Genomic DNA, 19,703 nt, shown 5'->3' on the forward strand with positions numbered 1-19,703 from the left:
CTGCGTACGCTCCTGAATATGGATATGCACACTGTGGTGGTGGGGACGGCCGGGGTCACGGCGTCCGACGTGCTCGCCGTGGCGCGCGGCGGCGCCCGCGTCGAGCTCTCCGAGGAGGCCGTGGCCGCCCTCGCCGCGGCCCGCGAGATCGTGGACGCGCTGGCGGCCAAGCCGGACCCCGTGTACGGCGTGAGCACCGGCTTCGGCGCCCTGGCGACCCGGCACATCAGCCCGGAGTTGCGCGCACAGCTGCAGCGCAACATCGTCCGCTCGCACGCCGCCGGGATGGGCCCGGCCGTGGAGCGCGAAGTCGTCCGCGCCCTGATGTTCCTGCGGCTGAAGACCGTCTGCTCCGGGCACACCGGCGTACGTCCCGAGGTCGCGCAGACCATGGCCGACCTCCTCAACGCCGGGATCACCCCGGTCGTGCACGAGTACGGCTCCCTCGGCTGCTCCGGCGACCTCGCACCGCTGTCCCACTGCGCTCTCGCGCTGATGGGCGAGGGTGACGCCGAGGGCCCCGACGGCGTCGTACGCCCGGCCGCCGAACTCCTCGCCGCGCACGGCATCCAGCCGGTCGAACTGCGGGAGAAGGAGGGCCTGGCCCTCCTCAACGGCACCGACGGCATGCTCGGCATGCTGGTGATGGCCCTGGCCGACCTGGACACGCTCTACCGGTCCGCCGACGTCACCGCCGCCCTGTCGCTGGAGGCCCTGCTCGGCACCGACAAGGTCCTCGCCCCCGAACTGCACGCCATCCGGCCGCACCCGGGGCAGGCCGCCAGCGCCGCCAACATGCTGGCCGTGCTGAAGGGCTCGGGCCTGACCGGGCACCACCAGGACGACGCCCCGCGCGTGCAGGACGCCTACTCGGTGCGCTGCGCCCCGCAGGTCGCGGGCGCCGGCCGGGACACCATGGCCCACGCCCGGCTGGTCGCCGACCGCGAGCTGGCGTCCGCCGTGGACAACCCCGTCGTGCTGCCCGACGGCCGGGTCGAGTCCAACGGCAACTTCCACGGGGCGCCCGTCGCCTACGTCCTGGACTTCCTGGCCATCGCCGCCGCCGACCTCGGCTCCATCGCCGAGCGGCGCACCGACCGGCTGCTCGACAAGAACCGCAGCCACGGCCTGCCCCCGTTCCTCGCCGACGACGCCGGTGTGGACTCGGGCCTGATGATCGCTCAGTACACGCAGGCCGCGCTGGTGAGCGAGCTGAAGCGGCTCGCCGTACCGGCGTCCGCCGACTCGATCCCGTCCTCCGCCATGCAGGAGGACCACGTGTCGATGGGCTGGTCGGCGGCGCGCAAGCTGCGCACGGCCGTCGACAACCTCACGCGCGTGATCGCCATCGAGTTCTACGCCGCCGCGCGCGCAGTGGAGTTGCGCGAGGGACTGACCCCGGCACCCGCGACGCGGGCGGCCATCGACGCCGCACGGGAGGCCGGGGTCGAGGGGGCCGGGCCGGACCGGTTCCTCGCGCCCGACCTCGCAGCGGCGGACGCGTTCGTGCGCGACGGGCGGCTGCTGGCCGCCGTGGAGAAGGTCACCGGGCCACTCCAGTAGGGCGGCAGGGGTCCTGCCGTCCGGCGGGGCCCCTCAACGGCCTTCAGAGACCGAGGCGTTCCCGGCGCACCGAGTACGCGACGAACCCGGCGCCCAGTGTCAGGCAGAAGGTCCCGCCGATCACGTACGGCGTGCTGTCGAAGGTGCCGGTGTCTGCGAGGCGCTCGCCGCCGACAGGGGCCTCGGCGGCCGTGGCCGCGATCCGGGCCTGCTCCGTGACCTGCGGCGACGGGCTCGTCGATACCGCGTCTCTCACCGGGGAGTCGGGCGTCGCGTTCGCGGACGGGACGAACCACATGGCGCCCAGCAGGGACGCCGCGGCGGTGGCGGTCAGCAACGGGCGGCGAGCGGATGACACGGAATATCGATCCCCTTGTGACGTCGGCGAATTGGCCGTGTGGGGCGATGTTAGTGAAAGTCGCGGGTCACGGGAAAGTCACGGGAGGGCCTGGACGTACGCTCCCGCCATGAGCACTCCAGAGACATCACGTTTTGTACGGCTTCGGGTGGATCTCGTTCTCGAGGTGGACGACGCGGACGCGGTCACCAAGTCCGCGCTGCGCAAGATCGCCGGCGAGGCGGAGATGCCCGCGGCGGAGCGGGCCCACGCCGAGAGCGCTGTGACGGAAGACACCGCGGAGGCCCTCGCCTACCTCGTGGACCCGTTCGACCTGGTCAGCGAGGTGCCCGGGGTGGAACTCCAGCAGGCGTCCTGGAGCAGCGAGCGGGTCGACTACGACCCCGAGTCGCCGGAATGGGACCTGGACGAGGATGATGGCGAGGACAGCGACGGCTGAACCGTCCGGGAATCGTGACCCCGGGTGGCAACCGCCGCCCGGGGTCTTCGCGTCTCAAACGGCGCACCGACCGCACCCGTATCGCCGGCACCGTCCGTCATGGACGTGGTGATCCCCACACCTGCGCGACCTGGGGAACCGGACGAGCCGCCCGTAGCGTTGAAGGTTCCGGATGAGGACTCACGAGTTCCGGCGGGGGCACTCAGTGGTGACGGGGCACTCGGTGTGACGGGGGCACTCGGGGTTTTGGGGAAATCGGCAACGATGGAGAAGCGTGTGATGACGGTCAGTAAGCGGCGCAAGGGCCTGACGGTCGCGTCCGCACTGCTCGGCGGAGTTCTGATGCTCTCGGCCTGTTCCGGCGGCGACGACAACGCCTCGGGGAACGACGGAGGCGACAGCTCCCAGTCGAAGGTCGACGAGGCCGCGGCGAAGAAGACGTCCGAGGCCCAGATCAAGATCACGCCCGAGGACGGCTCCGACAACGCCTCCATCAACAACTCCGCCGCCGTCACCGTGAGCAAGGGCACGCTCACGAACGTCAAGATGACGACGTCCGAGGGCGCCGAGGTGAGCGGCCAGATATCCGCCGACAAGACCAGCTGGAAGCCGACCGCTCAGCTGGAGCGCTCCACCACCTACAAGCTGGCTGCCGAGGCGAAGGACTCCGACGGCCGCGTCGCCCACGAGAACGCCTCGTTCACCACCGTCTCCCCGGCCAACAGCTTCATCGGCAACTTCACGCCGGACGACGGCACCACCGTCGGCGTCGGGATGCCGGTCTCGATCAACTTCGACAAGGCGATCACCAACAAGGCCGCGGTCCAGAAGGGCATCAAGGTCAGCACGACCAGCGGCCAGGAGGTCGCCTGCCACTGGTTCAACGCCAACCGCATGGACTGCCGGCCCGAGGACTACTGGAAGGAAGGCTCCACCGTCACGCTGAAGCTCGCGCTCGACGGCGTCGAGGGAGCCAAGGGCGTCTTCGGCGTCCAGCAGAAGACGGTCACCTTCAAGATCGGCCGCAACCAGGTCTCGTACGTCGACGCGAAGACCAAGAAGATGAAGATCACGCAGGACGGCAAGGTCGTCCGCACGATCCCGATCTCCGCCGGTTCGCCCGAGAACAAGACCTACGAAGGCATCATGGTGATGTCCGAGAAGTTCAAGGAGACGCGCATGAACGGCGCGACCGTGGGCTTCACGGACGACGACGGCAAGGGCGAGTACGACATCAAGGACGTGCCGCACGCCATCCGCCTCTCCAGCTCCGGCACGTTCATCCACGGCAACTACTGGGGCGCGAAGTCCATCTTCGGCAGCGTGAACACCAGCCACGGCTGCGTCGGCCTGCAGGACGCCAAGGGCGCCAACGACCCGAACACCCCGGGCGCCTGGTTCTACAACAACTCGATCATCGGTGACGTGGTGGTCGTCGAGAACACCGGCGACAAGACGGTCGCGCCGGACAACGGCCTCAACGGCTGGAACATGAGCTGGGCCGACTGGAAGGCCGGTTCGGCGGTCTGACGACGCGCCGGTTCTCACCGCCTGGCTGACGAAAGGCCGCCGCCCACCCCGGACGAGGGGTGGGCGGCGGCCTTGTCGCTGTTCTCATCCACCTCTTAGGCCGGCCTCAAGCCCTCATCACGGACCGCCCCTAGCTTGCGGCCATGTTCTTCACCTACCTGAGGCGCGAGTTGCGCCGCCGCAGAAAGGCGGCCCTCGTCGTCGCCTCCGGACTGGCGCTGGGCATCGCGCTGGTCATCGTCGTCACGTCCGTGTCCGCCGGTATGAGCAGGGCGCAGGACAAGGTCCTCCAGTCGCTGTACGGACTGGGCACGGACATGACCGTCACCAAGGCCGCGGCACCCGCCGCGAGCAGCTCCGAGCGGCCGCGCTTCCGCTTCGACGCACGAGACGACGGCTCGACCGGTGAGCAGAGCAGCGACCGCGTCATGGTGCGCGGTTTCCAGACGCTGGCGAGTTCGACCGTGGGCAAGGTCGACGCGCAGAGCGGCGTCGCCGACGCGGTGGGCGGACTGAGCCTCCAGGTCGTCAAGGTCAGCGGTGCGTTCACGCGCGGCCGGTTCGAGCAGGGTGAGGGCGGAGGCGGGCAGGGCAGCGGCCGGGGTGGGGCCTTGCCCTCGCCGCAGGGCCGGGTCGAGGGCGGCGGCGCCGACTTCGACGTCAACAACTACTCGGTCTACGGCACCGACGTCACCAAACCGGCTCTCGGCCCGCTGACCTCCTCGAAGATCACCAGCGGCCGTACGTTCACGACGGCCGAGACGAACGCCAAGGTCGCCGTCGCCGACTCGGCGTACGCCAAGGAGAAGAAGCTCAAGGCCGGCTCCACGGTCACCATCAAGGGCAGCACCTTCAAGGTGATCGGCATCGCCACGGCCGACAGCGGTGACGCGGCCGCGAACCTCTACGTCCCGCTGAAGCAGGCGCAGACACTGGCCGGCGCCAAGGACAAGGTCACCACCATCTACGTCAAGGCCACGGACTCGCAGCGGATCGCCGGCGTCAAGTCGGAGATCCGGAAGAACATCCCGGGCACGACGGTCACCACCTCGGCCGACCTGGCCGACACCGTCTCCGGCTCCCTTTCCACGGCCTCCTCCCTCGCCGCGAGTGTCGGCAAGTGGCTCTCGATCGCGGTGCTCGTGGCCGCGTTCCTCGTGGCGGGCCTGCTGACGTCCTCGGCGGTCTCCCGGCGGGTCCGCGAGTTCGGCACGCTCAAGGCCCTGGGCTGGAAGTCGAGCCGGGTGACGCGGCAGGTGGTCGGAGAGGCGGTCGTCAACGGCCTGGTGGGCGGTGTGCTGGGGATCGCGCTGGGACTGGCGGGGGCGTACGCCGTGACAGCCGTCAGCCCCACCCTGCAGGCGCAGTTGGGCGAGGGTGGCGGGGGTGAGGGCTTCCGAGGCGGCTTCGGCGGCGGCCCGGGCCGTGCGGCGGCCACGAAGACCCTCGACGTCGCCCTGACCGCACCGGTGAGCCTGACGACCATCGCCCTGGCGGTGGCTCTGGCCGTGACGGGCGGGCTGATCGCGGGAGCCTTCGGTGGCTGGCGGGCTTCCCGGCTACGCCCGGCGGACGCGCTGCGGCGAGTGGAGTAGGCACTTCCCCCCGGCCGGCGGCAAAGCACCGACCCAGGGGCGCGGGGCTGTATCGATATGCGGCTCCGCCGCGTGAGCGCGAACAACCCCCACGCGCCCGCACTCGACGAATCACCCCAGGAGCCCACAGATGTACGACCTCAAAGCCGTGACCAAGCACTACACCCGGTCCAAAGACACCGTCCAAGCCCTGGACGGCATAGACCTGACCATCCCCGACGGCGACCGGCTGGTCATCCAGGGCCCCACCGGCGGCGGCAAATCCACCCTGCTGCAGATGCTCGGCGGTCTGGACCGCCCCACCTCCGGACAGGTCGTCCTGGACGGCACCGATCTCGCCGCACTGCCGGAGGCACGACTGACCCGGGTCAGAAGCGAAAGCATCGGCTTCGTCTTCCAGTCCTTCAACCTCATCCCGACGCTCACCGCGCAGGAAAACGTGGAGACCGCCCTCGTACCGCTCGGCGTGAAACCGAAACAGCGACGCGAACAGGCCGCCGAGGCACTGAAGTCGGTCGGTCTCGGCGAGCGCCTCGCCCATCTGCCCGGAGAGATGTCCGGCGGCCAGCAACAACGCGTGGCCATCGCCCGGGCCCTGGTGAAACAGCCGAAGGTGCTCCTCGCCGACGAACCCACCGGCAATCTCGACGAATCGATGCGCGACGAGATCATGGACGTACTCGAACGCATGTGGGCGGAGCTCGGCCTCACGTTCGTGATGGTCACCCACGACTCGGCGATAGCGCGGAAGGCCCCGCGCCTGGCGACGATTCGCAAGGGCCGGATCACCGTCAAGGAGAACGCGCGTGCGTAACCACGCGGCCGAGTAACGGATTTCCGACGGCCTTGTAACAGTCGGCCGACGGATTTCTTACCGTCCTCTCATCTATTGAGCACCTGATCACCCCTCGGCATACTGCGTGTTCCGGGGGGTGTACGTGCATGCGTACGAGACCACCCCCGGCCGGGTGAACGGGGAATTCGCCCGGTTCTTCTGCAAGGGGGAAACTTGCGCAGACAAGTGAAAAGGGCGTGCGCGGCCACGGTCGCCACAGCGGCTGCCGTGGCCCTGGCGGCGGGCATGACCAGCCCGGCGTCGGCCAGCGGCGAACAGGCGGCAGCGGCCGCCGAGCCGGCGTCCCTGACCGCCAAGCACCGCATCACACTGATCACCGGCGACCGCGTCGTCCTCGACGCCAAGGGCCGTGTCATCGGCCTGGAACACGCCAAGGGCCGGGAGAACGTACCCGCCCAGGTCCGCAAGGTCGACGGCCACACCCTCGTCATCCCGGCCGACGCCGCCCGCCTGGTCGCCTCCGGCAAGCTCGACCAGCGGCTCTTCGACGTCACCGAGCTGAACAAGTCCGCGACCCGCAAGGCCCAGAAGCACGGCCTGAAGGTCATCGTCGGTTACCAGGGCAGCGCCGCGGCCACCAAGGCCGACGTCCGCGAGGCCGGCACCCTGAGCCGCGCGCTGAAGTCCGTGAACGCGGACGCGGTGCAGACACCGCAGAAGAACACCCCCGAGCTCTGGGACGCGGTCACCAACGGCGAGAAGACCGCCGCCGGGATCGCGCACGTCTGGCTCGACGGCGTCCGCAAGGCCAGCCTCGACAAGTCCGTCGCGCAGATCGGCGCGCCCAAGGCGTGGTCGGCCGGCTACGACGGCAAGGGCGTCAAGATCGCCGTCCTGGACACCGGTGTCGACGCCACCCACGACGACCTCAAGGGCCAGGTGATCGGCGCCAAGAACTTCACCACCTCGCCCGACACCTCCGACAAGGTCGGCCACGGCACGCACGTCGCCTCCATCGCGGCCGGCACCGGCAAGAAGTCCGGCGGCAAGTACAAGGGCGTCGCGCCCGGCGCGAAGATCCTCAACGGCAAGGTCCTCGACGACAGCGGCTTCGGCAGCGACTCCGAGGTCCTCGCCGGCATGGAGTGGGCCGCCGCCGAGGGCGCCGACGTCATCAACATGAGCCTGGGCGGCGGCGACACGCCCGCGATCGACCCGCTGGAAGCGGCGGTGAACAAGCTGTCCGACGACAAGGGCGTCCTGTTCGCCATCGCGGCCGGCAACGAGGGCGACTTCGGCGAGCAGACCATCGGCTCCCCGGGCAGCGCCGCAGCGGCCCTGACGGTCGGAGCGGTCGACGACAAGGACGTACTGGCCGACTTCTCCAGCCGTGGCCCCGGCCTGGACGGCGCCCTCAAGCCCGACGTGACCGCGCCCGGCGTGGACATCACCGCGGCCTCCGCCCCGGGCAACCAGATAGCCCAGGAGGTCGGCGAGAACCCGGCCGGCTACATGACGATCTCCGGTACGTCCATGGCGACCCCGCATGTCGCGGGCGCGGCGGCGATCCTCAAGCAGCAGCACCCGGACTGGAAGTACGCCGAGCTCAAGGGCGCCCTCACCGGCTCCACCAAGGGCGGCAAGTACACCCCGTTCCAGCAGGGTTCGGGCCGGATCCAGGTCGACAAGGCCATCACGCAGTCCGTGATCGCCGATCCGGGCTCGGTGAGCTTCGGTGTGCAGCAGTGGCCGCACACCGACGACAAGCCGGTCACCAAGGAGCTGACGTACCGCAACCTCGGTACGAAGGACGTCACGCTGAAGTTGTCGTCGACGGCCACCAACCCGAAGGGCCAGGCCGTCCCGGCCGGCTTCTTCAAGCTGGGCGCCACCTCGGTGACGGTCCCGGCCGGCGGCAAGGCCTCCGTGCCGTTCACCGCCGACACCAAGCTGGGCGGCACCGTCGACGGCGCGTACTCGGCGTACGTGACGGCGACGGGCGACGGCCAGACCGTCCGCACGGCGGCGGCGGTGCAGCGTGAGGTCGAGTCGTACGACGTGACGCTGAAGTTCCTCGACCGCGACGGCAAGGCGGCGAAGAACTACAGCGCCGACCTGACCGGCATCGCCGGCCTGGGCCAGGGCAAGGAGGCCATGCCGTACGACGCGGACGGCACGGTCACCGCCCGCCTCCCCAAGGGCACCTACATCCTGAACACGAGCATCTTCGTGGGCGACGACCCGGAGAAGTTCGAGGGCGTGGACTGGCTCGCCCAGCCCAAGCTGAACCTCACCAAGAACACGACGGTCACCCTGGACGCGCGCAAGGCCAAGCCGGTGGACATCACCGTCCCGGCCACGGGCGTCAAGTCGGAGTTCGCCTCGGCCGACTACACGGTGGAGACCGATGACACCAGCTACGGCTTCGGCTGGTGGCTGGACTCCTACGACAACTTCCGCAGCGCCCACGTCGGCCCGCAGATCACCGACGGTTCGGTGACCCAGCAGTGGGACGGCCACTGGTCCAAGGGCGGCGCGGAGGAGTACGACACCATCGCCGGCGGCCCGGTCAAGCAGCTGGCCACCGGTTTCACCAAGCACTACAAGGCGAGCGAGCTCGCCACGGTGAAGGCCGGCCTCGGCGCCTCGGCGAGCGGCAAGAAGGGCTCGATCAACGCGGTGGGCTGGATGCCGGGGAGCAGCGGCGCCTCCTCGATCGGCATCCAGCAGACCCTGCCCGGTACCCGCACACTCCACCTGTCTGCGCAGGGTGGCGTGAAGTGGCAGCTGGAGTTCAGCCAGTACGGCGGTGTGGACGCGGACGGCTTCCCGATCGACGAGGCCGCCTACACGATGGGCACGCACACGTTCGCCGCCGGCAAGAGCTACTCCAAGACCGTCAACACGGCCGTCTTCGGGCCGAGCCTGACCGGCGACTTCGGCGTCATCCGTGAGGGCAATCAGATCTACGGCTCCCTGCCGCTGTTCGCCGACGGCAGGGGCGACGTGGGCTACTCGACGTTCTCCGCGGTCGACACGACCCTCTACCGCAACGGCACCAAGGTCGGGAGCAACGACGACCCGCTGTTCGGTGAGAAGGCGTTCAAGGTCCCGGCCGCCGACGCCGAGTACAAGCTGACCACGTCGGTCAAGCGCAGCGTCAAGGTCGCGTCCGCCTCCACCCGGGTCGACGCCAGCTGGACGTTCCGTTCGAAGAAGGCCAGTGGCATCACGAAGCTGCCCGCCTCCACGGTTCGCTTCAACGCGGCCACCGGTCTGGACAGCAAGGCCCCGGCCGACAAGACCGTCAAGGTTCCGGTCAGCGTCGAGGGCGCGGCCAAGGGCAGCAACCTGAAGTCGCTGTCGGTGTACGTGTCGTACGACTACGGCAAGACCTGGAAGAAGCTCACCGTCAAGGACGGCAAGGTGAGCGTCAAGAACCCGGCGAAGGGCAAGGGCATCTCCTTCCACGCCAAGATCGCCGACAAGAAGGGCAACAAGTCGACGATCTCGATCTACAACGCGTACTACGGCAAGTAGGCCGCGCGGCAACCGAGCAGTAGCGCGAGCGCATTGAGGGCCCGTCGGGAGCTTCGGCTTCCGGCGGGCCCGCCGCGTCACTCCGTCGGTGTCGAAGCCCTGGTGCCGGAGAGGGCCGCGTCGGCGCCCCAGCTCGCCAGCAGCCGCAGGGCCTCCGCCGACGGCGTGTCCGGCTCCGCGTGGTAGGTGACCAGGGACTGCTCCGCGTCGTCGACCAGGCGGAACGTCTCGAAGGAGAGGGTCAGGTCGCCGACCAGGGGGTGGCGCATGCGCTTGACGCCGTAGCTCTTCTCCTTCACGTTGTGGGCGGCCCACAGGCGGCGGAAGTCCTCGCTCTTCACCGACAGCTCGCCCACCAGCGCCGACAGCCGCGGGTCGTCCGGGTGGCAGCCCGCGTCCATGCGCAGGTAGCCGACCATGTCGGACGCCTTCTGCTCCCAATCCAGATACAGCTCGCGGTACTCCGGCTTGAGGAACACCATCCGCGCCCAGTTCCGCTCCTGGGCCGGCACCTCCGCCCAGTCGCCGAAGAGGGCCGACGCCATCCGGTTCCAGGCCAGGATGTCGGAACGGCGCCCGACGATGTACGCCGGAACGCCCTCGATCGAGTCCAGCAGATGCCGCAGCGTCGGCCGCACCTGCTGGCTGCGGGCCACCGGCCTCTTCTTGTGCTGCTTCGGCTTCGCCAGATGCATCAGATGCGCGTGTTCGGCGTCACTCAGCCGCAGAGCACGGGCGATCGCGTCCAGCACCTCCGCCGAGACGTTGCGGCCGTTGCCCTGCTCCAGCCGTGTGTAGTACGCCACGGACACACCGGCCAGCTGCGCGAGCTCCTCGCGGCGCAGCCCCGGTACCCGCCGCCGCCCGAAGTCGGGCAGCCCCACGTCCTCGGGCCGCAGCCGGGCCCGCCGGGTACGCAGGAACTCACTCAGGTCGGCGCGCCGGTCCAGGCCGCCACCGGCCGTCTGTGCGGGTTCGGGCTGTTCGTCCATGCGTTCCAGTATTCCCCGTCGTACGCACACGAGCCTGACCCCGCCAGTGGTACGCACCGTGTGCGTACGCAAAACCGTGGTCTGGGTGAGCCCTCGCGATTCGGGCAGGCTGGTGATCGTGCCCGGTCAGAAGATCCAGAAGGCGGCCGGGCGCACAACCCCGCTAGGAGAACCCCCGGCATGACCACTGTTGCTGCGTACGCCGCCCCCGCCCCCAAGGCTCCGCTGGAGCGCACCACCATCGAGCGCCGCGAGGTCCGCGAGTTCGACGTCCTGATCGACATCAAGTTCGCCGGCATCTGCCACTCCGACATCCACCAGGCCCAGGAGGGCTGGGGTGAGGCGATCTTCCCGATGGTCCCCGGCCACGAGATAGCCGGTGTCGTCTCCGCGGTCGGCCCGGGCGTCACGAAGTTCGCCGTCGGCGACCGCGTGGGCGTCGGCTGCATGGTCGACTCCTGCCGCGAGTGCGAGAACTGCAAGGCCGGCCGCGAGCAGTACTGCGTGCAGGGCAACGTCCCGACGTACAACGGCGTCGGCCGTGACGGCGAGCCCACCTACGGTGGCTACTCGCAGAACGTCGTAGTCGACGAGAACTTCGTCGTCCGCATCCCCGACGGCCTCTCCCTCGACGTCGCCGCGCCGCTGCTCTGCGCCGGCATCACCCTCTACTCCCCGCTGCGCCGCTTCGGCGCCGGACCCGGCAAGAAGGTCGCGATCGTCGGCCTGGGCGGCCTCGGCCACATGGGCGTCAAGATCGCCCACGCGCTCGGCGCCGAGGTGACCGTGCTGTCGCAGTCCCTGCGCAAGCAGGAGGACGGCCTGCGGCTGGGCGCGGACCACTACTACGCCACCAGCGACCCGAAGACCTTCGAGGAACTGGCCGGCACGTTCGACCTGATCGTGTCCACGGTGTCCGCCCCGCTGGACTTCAACGCCTACCTGTCCCTGCTGAAGACCGAGGGCACGCTGGCCAACGTCGGCGCCCCCGAGGAGCCCGTCTCCCTCAACCTCTTCTCGGTGATCGGCGGCGGCAAGACGCTCGCCGGTTCCATGATCGGCGGTATCGCCGAGACGCAGGAGATGCTGGACTTCTGCGCCGAGCACGGCCTCGGCGCCGAGATCGAGCTGATCCGCGGCGACCAGATCAACGAGGCGTACGAGCGGGTCCAGAGCAGCGACGTGCGCTACCGGTTCGTGATCGACACGGCGACGATCTGACCCAGGACCCGTGTGCAGCAGCCCTGAGGGCCCCGGCGTGTGCGGGGCCCTCAGGGCTTTCGGTATGCACGGCGGGCGCCCGCGGGGCCTCAGTGCTTTCGGCGTGCACGGCGGGCCGCACGCGGGGTACTCGTGGGGGAGTGCACCGAAGGGGTTCGCCGGGTAGTCAGGGGAGGCCCGTCATGACCGTGCAGCTGAACCACACCATCGTCGTCGCCCATGACAAGCGCGCATCGGCCCGGTTCCTCGCCGGGCTCCTGGGTCTCGAGGTGAGCCCGCCCTACGGCCCCTTCCTCCCGGTCGAGATCCCCAACGGCGTGACGCTCGACTTCATGGACAGCCCCGGCGCCATCACGCCGCAGCACTACGCCTTCCTCGTCTCGGAGGACGAGTTCGACGAGATCTTCGGCCGCATCCAGGAGGCCGGCCTGACCTACTGGGCGGACCCGTTCCACAGCCGCCCCGGGGAGATCAACCACAACGACGGCGGCCGCGGCGCCTACTTCGACGACCCCGACGGCCACCGCCTGGAGATCATCACGAGGCCCTACGGCAGCGGCGGCTGAACCGCCCGCGCCCCCGCCCGCCCGCCGCCGCACCCCGGCTCGTCACATCGCCGCGCCGCCGTCCGTCATACCGGCGAAGGCGACATCACCCGATGAACGAGCTGGGGAGCAGTCATGACATCACCGATCCTGGTCACCGGCGGCACGGGCACCCTCGGCGCCCACGTCGTCCCGCTGCTGCGCGCGTCCGGCCACGAGGTGCGGATCCTCACCCGGCACGCCCGCCCCGCCGCGGACGGCATCGACCACGTCACCGGTGACCTGCTGAAGGGCGAGGGCGTCGAGGCCGCCGTCGACGGGGTGGAGACCGTGCTGCACCTGGCGGGCGGCCCCAAGGGCGACGACGAGGCGACCCGCACCCTGGTGGCCGCCGCGACCCGGGCCGGCGTACGGCACCTGGTCTACGTCTCGGTCATCGGCGCCGACCGGGTCCCGCTGGCCTGGATGCGGACGAAGCTGGAGTCGGAGCGGGCTGTCGCCGAGTCGGGCATCCCCTGGACCACCCTGCGCGCGGCCCAGTTCCACGAGCTCACGCTGAGCATGGTCGAGAAGATGGCGAAGCTGCCGGTCTTCCCCGTCCCCGGCGGGCTTCGGCTCCAGCCGGTCGACTCCCGCGAGGTCGCGGCCCGCCTCGCGGAACTGACCCTCGGCGCCCCCTCCGGCCTGGTACCGGACCTGGCCGGACCGCACCTCCACGACCTCGCCGCCCTGGCCCGTCCCTACCTCCGCCTGACCGGCAGGCGCCGCCCCATGCTGCCGGTGCGCATCCCCGGGAAGGCGGGGCGGGCGTACCGGGCGGGGGAGAACCTGGCACCGGCGGGGGCGGAGGAGGGCAAGCGCACCTGGGAGGAGTTCCTCGCGGAGAGGCTGGGCTGAGGCCTGCCTCTCCGCGTCGTCCCCGCGTCCGCAGGGGGCCTTGCCGTCGACGGCCGGTCGCGTCCGTAGCGGCCCTAGGAGTCCTGGCCGGCCGCGGTCCTACTGGCCTACGAAGGGCGTTGGTGCCCCGGGGCTCCCCCCCCCAACCGCCGGTCGCCGGGTCCGCAGCGTCGCGGACAGCCCTGGGAGGGTCCCTGCCCGGGCGCGGCCCTACCTGCGTCCGTAGCGGCCCTAGGAGTCCTGGCCGGGTGCGTCGGGCCGGTCCTGCTCCTCGAAGGTCCACGCCGCTCGGGACCCCGGGCCGACCACGAGGGCCGAGTGGCCGATCCGCTCCACGTGGCGGTACGACACCGGGTGGTTCAGCGCCATCTCGATCTGCTTGAGGCCCACCTGGTCCAGGGGCACGGAGTCGAACCGGATACTGGTGCCGCCGCCCTTGGCCAGGACGCCCCCGTCCGGCAGCGACCGGACGGCGAACCCGCCCGCCTTCAGCAGGGGCACCGTGGCTGCGAGGTCGCGTGCGGTCACCGCGATCCTGATGCCGGTCACGTCCCGCATCAAGTGGTCGCGGTAGGCGTCGGACAGATAGCGCTCCCGGCTCACGTCACCGGGGTGGGAGGCGGGCTCGGTGTTGCTGCGCGGGTCGGCGAAGTACTCCGGCCGGTACTCCATGCCCCAGGCGCCGAAGAGGTCGTACTGCTCGGTGGTGAAGACCGCGTCGAACCAGGGCACGGGGACGCCGTCGCCGAAGTCGCGGGTCTGCGGGAACTCCACCGGGTCGCTGATCCCGGCCTTCCGCAGCCGCTCGACCACCGTGGGCAGGTCGCACGACCGCTCGGTGGACACGCCCAGGCCGGCCGAGCCGAGGGTGCCGTCCTTGCCCGGCACATCGCCCACTCCGAAGAGCTCGAAGTAGGTCTCGCGCCCCATCAGATAGCGGCCGGTCCAGGTCTGCCCGCCGGAGCCGGTCGTGGTGCGGACCCGGAAGTCGGCGAAGTCCCGCAGGTAGGAGGAGTGCTCGATGGCGTCCGCGGTCTGCCGGTCGAACACGCCGTAGGCGTGGTTGTAGAACAGCAGCTGCCGCCCGTCCGAGGTTCCGTCCCCCACCGCCCGGGCCGTGCTCACGCCGCCCTGGACCGCCCCCGCGAGGGCCAGAGCGATGACCGTGATCAGCTGTAACGCTCGTCTGAGAACCATGCGAGGGAGCGTAGGGCGGGAGGAGACCATTCCGCCCCTCGGTGGGGTCAGGCCTTGGACAGTGGGTCCGCCGGCGGCGGTGATGCCGCCGGCGGCGCCGGTGAGGGCTCCTGCCCGCCCTGGTCGAGCCGGAACGGCGGGTACTGGTCCGTCAGCAACGTGGCGTAGGCCGTCACCCGGGCCGCCCAGCGGGCGAGTCCGATCAGGAAGTCGAAGAGGTGCCGCGGGTAGCGGGCGGTGAAGAGCAGGACGACGACGGCGACCAGGGAGAGGAAGGGCAGCAGCCCGCCGCCGCGCCAGTCGTCCCCGCCCCAGCCGCCCCCGACGAACATCGCGACCACGATGTACTGCGGGATCGCCAGCAGCCACCACTTCACCAGGACCAGTCCGCGCGACAGCCGCTCGGGATACGCGACGTCGAAACGCGCCGGGTAGTCGGGCACGTCGGCGAGGGTGAAGGGCGGGTACCGGTCGGTGCCGAGCGCGGTGTGCGCGTAGTAGCCGACCCGCCAGTTCCAGCGCAGCACACCGACGTTGAAGTCGAAGAGGGATCGCGGGTAGCGGGCCGTGAACAGGATGGCGAAGAAGGCGATGACGGTGACGACGCTGAACGCGATCCACAGGAACACCAGCACGATGTAGTGCGGGATGGCGAGCAGCCATTTCACCAGCCACATCCACCGGGACAGGCGGGGGTCGACGGACGCCTCCAGACGCACGGGTGACGCGGCGACAGCACTCATGGGGCGGCTCTCCTCTCGCCTGCAGACTCGCAAGCGAGGAGGAGCTCCGCGACCCAGGAGGGGCCGTTCGCGCGTCGGTGCTGTCGGTGCTGTCGGTGCTGTCGGTGCTGTGCGTTCGGTGCGGTCGGGTGTCCTCGGGCCGCCGCGGCCGGGCCGCTACGACGGGACGGCCACTCCGGTATCCGGCTCGTCGGTGCCCGGCTCGTGCGTGCCCGGCTCGTCGGCCGCCGCTTCGCCCGCCGGATCGACGAGCTGCTCGCGCACGTAGTTCCACACCACCGCGATCAGCGCGGCCACGGGTACGGCGAGCAGGCTGCCCACGATGCCGGCCAGGTTGCCGCCCAGCGTCACCGCCAGCAGGACGACGGCCGCGTGCAGACCCAGACCACGGCTCTGGATCATGGGCTGGAAGACGTTGCCCTCCAGCTGCTGCACCACCACGATGATCGCCAGCACGATCACCGCGTCCGTCAGACCGTTGGACACGAGCGCGATGAGCACCGCCACGAAGCCGGCGAACAGGGCGCCGATGATCGGCACGAACGCCGAGACGAACGTCAGCACCGCGAGCGGAAGCACCAGCGGGACGCCCAGGATCCACAGACCGATCCCGATCAGGACCGCGTCGAGCAGGCCGACGGCCGCCTGGGACCGTACGAAGGCGCCCAGGGTGTCCCAGCTCCGCGCGCACACGGTCGGCACGTCGCCGGCGAGCCGGCCGGGCAGCTGACGGGAGAGCCACGGCAGGAAGCGCGGGCCGTCCTTGAGGAAGAAGAACATCAGGAAGAGCGCGAGGACGGCGGTGACGACACCGTTCACCACGGTGCTCACCCCTGTGACGACGGCGCCCACCATGCTGCCGACGCCCTCCTGGGCACGGGAGACCGCGCTGTCGAAGGCCTGGTTGATCTGCGCGTCCCCGATGTTCAGCGGCGGCCCGGCCGCCCACTCGCGCAGCCGCTGGATCCCCTCCACGACACCGTCGGTCAGCTCCCCGGACTGCGACGCCACCGGCACCGCGATCAGCGCCACCACACCGGCGGCGACCAGCAGGAACAGCACGGTCACCACGGACGCGGCGAGCGCGGGCGGCCACCCGCGACGGCGCAGCAGCCGGGCCGCGGGCCAGGTCAGCGTGGTCAGCAGCAGCCCGACCACGAGCGGCCACACCACGGACCACATCCGGCCCAGCAACCACAACGCCACGGCCGACATGGCAAGCACCAGCAGCAACTCGGCGGAAACCCGCGCGGATGTCCGCAGCGCGGCACGGGACCTCTCGGAACTCAGGGGCGCAGTCACGTGGGCACCCTATTGGCTGCGGGTCCGCACCCAGCAGCCCCCGTCCTTCACAAGCGGCCCGTCAGCGGACGGTGTACTTGCTGAAGATGTGCAGGGCCGCCTGGGGCGACGCCCACAGCAACGCGCCGGTGACACCCCGAATTCCGGCGGCCCCGGGCCCGCGTGACGGCCCCGGGCGGGGGTGCGCCATCACGACCGGACTGCCCCCTCGGTTCCTGGGAACGGTCAGTGCGGCAGGCTCGCCGGGCTGCCGCCGTTCGCCTCGTAGCCCGCCACCGCCAGGGCCCGGTACACCGCGAACTCCGCCGCCGGGTCGGCCGACAGGGTCCAGGGCAGGGCGCCCACGTGGCCGTCGATGTGCACCAGCTGGTTCATGGCCTCCGACCAGCGCTCGCTACGGACGAGGAAGAACACCAGCATGTGCCGGACATGGGCCAGCATCGGGTCGTCGGGGCGGGCCGAGTGCACCGCGTGCAGAGCGCCGTGGACCGCCTTGGTGACGACTTCGCTCTGCCAGAAGCTCGCGACGAGGGTCACCTCGGGAAGGTGCTCGAACACCGCGAACAGGGGCATCGCCGCCAGGAGGGAACCCCGGGGCGCCCGGGCCGCCGCGGCCTCGGCGAACGCGTACGCCTCCGCGCGCGATCCGTGCCACTTCTCGCACCAGTAGTGCAGCGCCGCCAGGTGCGCCCCCATGTGGGCCGGGGCGCGGTCCAGGATCTTCAGCCAGACCTGCTCGAAGTCCTTCTGGGAGTAACCGAGGCCGCGGGCCACCGACAGCTCGACGATGTACGGGATCGGGTCACCGGGGGCCAGCAGCGCCGCCTCACCGCACGCCGCCCTCGCCTCCTCCATGATGATCCGGAACTCGTCCGTCCCCGGCGTCGCCGTCCGCCACGCCTGCTGCACCAGGAACTCGGCGTGCACCGCCGCACCGCCCGCGTCCTTGGGTGCCTCGGCCCGCCACACCCGCAGCCACTGCCCGCCCGGTGTCTCGCTCACTCCGCCGGGCCGCCGTGAGAGCTCCAGCGAGGCCGCGCCCGCGAAGGCCTGCACGCGCTGCCAGCGCTGCTCGCCCTCCGTCTCCGTGCCCGCCAGGAGTTGCTGGGCGGCGCGGTGGTCCTGCGTGCGCTGCACCACGTCCAGGACGTCCAGCAGGTCCTGGTCGGGGCCCGGCATGCGGATGTCGAGCTCCTCCTCCCGGACGAAGCCGTAGTTCGCCGGGTCCGCGGCGTCCGGGTGGTCGGGCGAGACCAGCCCGGTCGCACCACCGCGCTTGCGCCGCAGGAACGGGAGCAGCACGAAGCCCAGCATGACCAGCGCGATCAGGACCCAGAGAATCTCCATGCGTCAAGCGAACCAGACGGCGCCGACAATTGGCCAACCTGCTCCCGGAACCTGTGGAAAACCTCTGGCGCACCCCGCCCCGCGGCCTGTGCAAAACCCCTGACCCACCCCGCCCCGCGACCTGTGGGGAAATCCCGGCTCGCCCGTCCCCCGGCGCGGGTCGCGTCGGCGCACTACCCTCGGTGCTCATGAGCGACAGGCACATCAGTCAGCATTTCGAGACGCTCGCGATCCACGCGGGCAACACCGCCGACCCCTTGACGGGCGCGGTCGTCCCGCCGATCTACCAGGTCTCGACCTACAAGCAGGACGGCGTCGGCGGGTTGCGCGGCGGTTACGAGTACAGCCGCAGCGCCAACCCCACCAGGACCGCGCTGGAGGAGAACCTCGCCGCCCTGGAGGGCGGCCGCCGCGGGCTCGCGTTCGCGTCCGGGCTGGCGGCCGAGGACTGCCTGCTGCGTACGCTGCTCAGCCCCGGCGACCACGTGGTCATCCCGAACGACGCGTACGGCGGCACGTTCCGCCTGTTCGCGAAGGTCGTCGCCCGCTGGGGCGTCGAGTGGTCGGTCGCCGACACCAGCGATCCGGCCGCCGTGCGGGCCGCCATCACCCCGAAGACCAAGGTCGTCTGGGTGGAGACGCCCTCCAACCCGCTGCTCGGCATCACCGACATCGCCGCCGTCGCGCAGGTCGCCCGGGACGCCGGCGCCCGCCTCGTCGTCGACAACACCTTCGCCACGCCCTACCTCCAGCAGCCGCTGTCGCTGGGCGCGGACGTCGTCGTGCACTCGCTGACCAAGTACATGGGTGGTCACTCCGACGTCGTCGGCGGTGCCCTGATCACCGGTGACGCCGGGCTGGGCGAGGAACTGGCCTTCCACCAGAACGCGATGGGCGCGGTCGCCGGGCCCTTCGACTCCTGGCTGGTGCTGCGTGGCACCAAGACGCTCTCCGTGCGCATGGACCGGCACAGCGAGAACGCGGTCAAGGTCGCCGACATGCTCACGCGGCACGCGCGCGTGACGAGCGTGCTGTACCCGGGCCTGCCGGAGCACCCCGGTCACGAGGTCGCCGCCAAGCAGATGAAGTCGTTCGGCGGCATGGTCTCCTTCCGTGTCGAGGGCGGCGAGGAGGCGGCCGTCGAGGTCTGCAACCGCGCCAAGATCTTCACGCTGGGCGAGTCCCTGGGCGGCGTCGAGTCGCTGATCGAGCACCCCGGCCGCATGACGCACGCCTCCGTGGCCGGCTCGGCCCTGGAGGTTCCCGCCGACCTGGTGCGGCTGTCCGTCGGCATCGAGAACGCCGAGGACCTGGTGGAGGACCTCCAGCAGGCGCTCGGCTAGACCGGTACCGGTACGGCCCCGGCGGGGTCACCAGCCGGTCAGGGGTGGAGTCGTGTCGGACGGCGGCTCCACCCATGGGCGGGCCGTCAGCGCCCACACCGTGAACGCCACGGCCGCCGCGAACAGCAGCAGCCACATGAGACGGCGGGCGAGCGTCCTGCGCCGCAGCATGCGTCCACCGCGGCGCACCGCCTCCGCGTGGATCTCGGGCGGCACCGGCCGCGCCGGCTGCTCCAGGAGCCTGCGTACGGTCGCCTCGCGGTCGTTCCCGCTCATGCCGCTCTCCGGCCGGCCG

General features: G+C 70.7%; 17 protein-coding genes. 10 read left to right on the forward strand and 7 right to left on the reverse strand.

All coding sequences use genetic code 11. The annotated features are described in order from the left end of the window. Positions 1–24: 24 nt before the first annotated feature. Positions 25–1,563: a histidine ammonia-lyase gene (hutH, locus tag AB0B29_RS07115; RefSeq protein ID WP_362235670.1), complete on the forward strand. Its 1,539-nt coding sequence runs from the start codon at positions 25–27 to the stop codon at positions 1,561–1,563. Positions 1,564–1,606: 43 nt separating this feature from the next. Here the strand turns inward: hutH and AB0B29_RS07120 are convergent, their stop codons facing one another. After that, a complete protein-coding gene (locus AB0B29_RS07120; RefSeq protein WP_362235025.1) occupies positions 1,607–1,921 on the reverse strand; it encodes a hypothetical protein in 315 nt (104 codons plus the stop codon). A 109-nt stretch (positions 1,922–2,030) separates the two neighbouring features. Here AB0B29_RS07120 and AB0B29_RS07125 point away from each other — a divergent pair, with 109 nt between their 5' ends. The 5 genes from AB0B29_RS07125 (at position 2,031) to AB0B29_RS07145 (ending at position 9,821) form a co-directional block, all read left to right on the forward strand. After that, entirely contained in the window at positions 2,031–2,360 is a 330-nt protein-coding gene (locus AB0B29_RS07125) for a hypothetical protein (RefSeq protein ID WP_362235028.1), read from the forward strand. 264 nt (positions 2,361–2,624) lie between these two features. Beyond that, positions 2,625–3,890, forward strand: a complete 1,266-nt coding sequence (locus AB0B29_RS07130) for a L,D-transpeptidase (protein ID WP_436845798.1) — start codon at positions 2,625–2,627, stop codon at positions 3,888–3,890. 143 nt (positions 3,891–4,033) lie between these two features. Next, a complete protein-coding gene (locus AB0B29_RS07135) occupies positions 4,034–5,485 on the forward strand; it encodes an ABC transporter permease (protein WP_362235033.1) in 1,452 nt (483 codons plus the stop codon). Positions 5,486–5,615: 130 nt separating this feature from the next. Next, a complete protein-coding gene (locus AB0B29_RS07140) occupies positions 5,616–6,299 on the forward strand; it encodes an ABC transporter ATP-binding protein (RefSeq protein WP_362235035.1) in 684 nt (227 codons plus the stop codon). Between the two features lie 267 nt (positions 6,300–6,566). After that, positions 6,567–9,821: a S8 family peptidase gene (locus tag AB0B29_RS07145; RefSeq protein ID WP_436845807.1), complete on the forward strand. Its 3,255-nt coding sequence runs from the start codon at positions 6,567–6,569 to the stop codon at positions 9,819–9,821. Positions 9,822–9,898: 77 nt separating this feature from the next. Here the strand turns inward: AB0B29_RS07145 and AB0B29_RS07150 are convergent, their stop codons facing one another. Then, positions 9,899–10,813 (reverse strand): helix-turn-helix domain-containing protein, encoded by a 915-nt coding sequence (locus AB0B29_RS07150; RefSeq protein WP_362235038.1) that lies wholly within the window; start codon positions 10,811–10,813, stop codon positions 9,899–9,901. A 180-nt stretch (positions 10,814–10,993) separates the two neighbouring features. Here AB0B29_RS07150 and AB0B29_RS07155 point away from each other — a divergent pair, with 180 nt between their 5' ends. The 3 genes from AB0B29_RS07155 to AB0B29_RS07165 all read left to right on the forward strand — a co-directional run bounded on the left by AB0B29_RS07155 (position 10,994) and on the right by AB0B29_RS07165 (position 13,476). Next, a complete protein-coding gene (locus tag AB0B29_RS07155; RefSeq protein WP_362235040.1) occupies positions 10,994–12,034 on the forward strand; it encodes an NAD(P)-dependent alcohol dehydrogenase in 1,041 nt (346 codons plus the stop codon). 182 nt (positions 12,035–12,216) lie between these two features. Beyond that, entirely contained in the window at positions 12,217–12,600 is a 384-nt protein-coding gene (locus AB0B29_RS07160; protein WP_362235043.1) for a VOC family protein, read from the forward strand. A 114-nt stretch (positions 12,601–12,714) separates the two neighbouring features. Then, on the forward strand, positions 12,715–13,476 hold the full coding sequence (locus AB0B29_RS07165; protein ID WP_362235046.1) for an SDR family oxidoreductase: 762 nt from the start codon (positions 12,715–12,717) through the stop codon (positions 13,474–13,476). Positions 13,477–13,707: 231 nt separating this feature from the next. Here AB0B29_RS07165 and AB0B29_RS07170 read toward each other — a convergent pair whose 3' ends face one another. From AB0B29_RS07170 to AB0B29_RS07185, 4 genes are all read right to left on the reverse strand, one after another. Beyond that, positions 13,708–14,649: a DUF5829 family protein gene (locus tag AB0B29_RS07170; RefSeq protein ID WP_362235676.1), complete on the reverse strand. Its 942-nt coding sequence runs from the start codon at positions 14,647–14,649 to the stop codon at positions 13,708–13,710. Between the two features lie 71 nt (positions 14,650–14,720). Next, positions 14,721–15,416 carry a DUF4389 domain-containing protein gene (locus AB0B29_RS07175; RefSeq protein ID WP_362235049.1) on the reverse strand — a complete coding sequence of 232 codons (696 nt, stop codon included), beginning with the start codon at positions 15,414–15,416 and terminating at the stop codon, positions 14,721–14,723. 156 nt (positions 15,417–15,572) lie between these two features. After that, positions 15,573–16,718 (reverse strand): AI-2E family transporter, encoded by a 1,146-nt coding sequence (locus AB0B29_RS07180; RefSeq protein ID WP_362235051.1) that lies wholly within the window; start codon positions 16,716–16,718, stop codon positions 15,573–15,575. 225 nt (positions 16,719–16,943) lie between these two features. Next, on the reverse strand, positions 16,944–18,065 hold the full coding sequence (locus tag AB0B29_RS07185; RefSeq protein WP_362235054.1) for a hypothetical protein: 1,122 nt from the start codon (positions 18,063–18,065) through the stop codon (positions 16,944–16,946). A 188-nt stretch (positions 18,066–18,253) separates the two neighbouring features. On the opposite strand from AB0B29_RS07185, the gene AB0B29_RS07190 reads away from it, so the two are divergent. Continuing rightward, positions 18,254–19,408 (forward strand): cystathionine gamma-synthase, encoded by a 1,155-nt coding sequence (locus AB0B29_RS07190; RefSeq protein WP_362235057.1) that lies wholly within the window; start codon positions 18,254–18,256, stop codon positions 19,406–19,408. Between the two features lie 27 nt (positions 19,409–19,435). On the opposite strand, the gene AB0B29_RS07195 is transcribed toward AB0B29_RS07190, so the two are convergent. Beyond that, positions 19,436–19,684: a hypothetical protein gene (locus tag AB0B29_RS07195; RefSeq protein WP_104777673.1), complete on the reverse strand. Its 249-nt coding sequence runs from the start codon at positions 19,682–19,684 to the stop codon at positions 19,436–19,438. Positions 19,685–19,703 lie beyond the last annotated feature (19 nt).

Source organism: Streptomyces tibetensis (genome assembly GCF_040647715.1).
GTDB classification, from domain to species: domain Bacteria; phylum Actinomycetota; class Actinomycetes; order Streptomycetales; family Streptomycetaceae; genus Streptomyces; species Streptomyces tibetensis_A.

Excerpts from the sequence above, each read along its gene's own strand:
- AB0B29_RS07195 (WP_104777673.1), bottom strand. The coding sequence starts at position 19,684 with ATGAGCGGGAACGACCGCGAGGCGACCGTACGCAGGCTCCTGGAGCAG.
- hutH (WP_362235670.1), top strand. The coding sequence starts at position 25 with ATGCACACTGTGGTGGTGGGGACGGCCGGGGTCACGGCGTCCGACGTG.
- AB0B29_RS07185 (WP_362235054.1), bottom strand. The coding sequence starts at position 18,065 with ATGGAGATTCTCTGGGTCCTGATCGCGCTGGTCATGCTGGGCTTCGTG.
- AB0B29_RS07190 (WP_362235057.1), top strand. The coding sequence starts at position 18,254 with ATGAGCGACAGGCACATCAGTCAGCATTTCGAGACGCTCGCGATCCAC.
- AB0B29_RS07125 (WP_362235028.1), top strand. The coding sequence starts at position 2,031 with ATGAGCACTCCAGAGACATCACGTTTTGTACGGCTTCGGGTGGATCTC.
- AB0B29_RS07165 (WP_362235046.1), top strand. The coding sequence starts at position 12,715 with ATGACATCACCGATCCTGGTCACCGGCGGCACGGGCACCCTCGGCGCC.
- AB0B29_RS07140 (WP_362235035.1), top strand. The coding sequence starts at position 5,616 with ATGTACGACCTCAAAGCCGTGACCAAGCACTACACCCGGTCCAAAGAC.
- AB0B29_RS07155 (WP_362235040.1), top strand. The coding sequence starts at position 10,994 with ATGACCACTGTTGCTGCGTACGCCGCCCCCGCCCCCAAGGCTCCGCTG.
- AB0B29_RS07145 (WP_436845807.1), top strand. The coding sequence starts at position 6,567 with ATGACCAGCCCGGCGTCGGCCAGCGGCGAACAGGCGGCAGCGGCCGCC.
- AB0B29_RS07150 (WP_362235038.1), bottom strand. The coding sequence starts at position 10,813 with ATGGACGAACAGCCCGAACCCGCACAGACGGCCGGTGGCGGCCTGGAC.
- AB0B29_RS07175 (WP_362235049.1), bottom strand. The coding sequence starts at position 15,416 with ATGAGTGCTGTCGCCGCGTCACCCGTGCGTCTGGAGGCGTCCGTCGAC.
- AB0B29_RS07135 (WP_362235033.1), top strand. The coding sequence starts at position 4,034 with ATGTTCTTCACCTACCTGAGGCGCGAGTTGCGCCGCCGCAGAAAGGCG.
- AB0B29_RS07130 (WP_436845798.1), top strand. The coding sequence starts at position 2,625 with ATGGAGAAGCGTGTGATGACGGTCAGTAAGCGGCGCAAGGGCCTGACG.
- AB0B29_RS07160 (WP_362235043.1), top strand. The coding sequence starts at position 12,217 with ATGACCGTGCAGCTGAACCACACCATCGTCGTCGCCCATGACAAGCGC.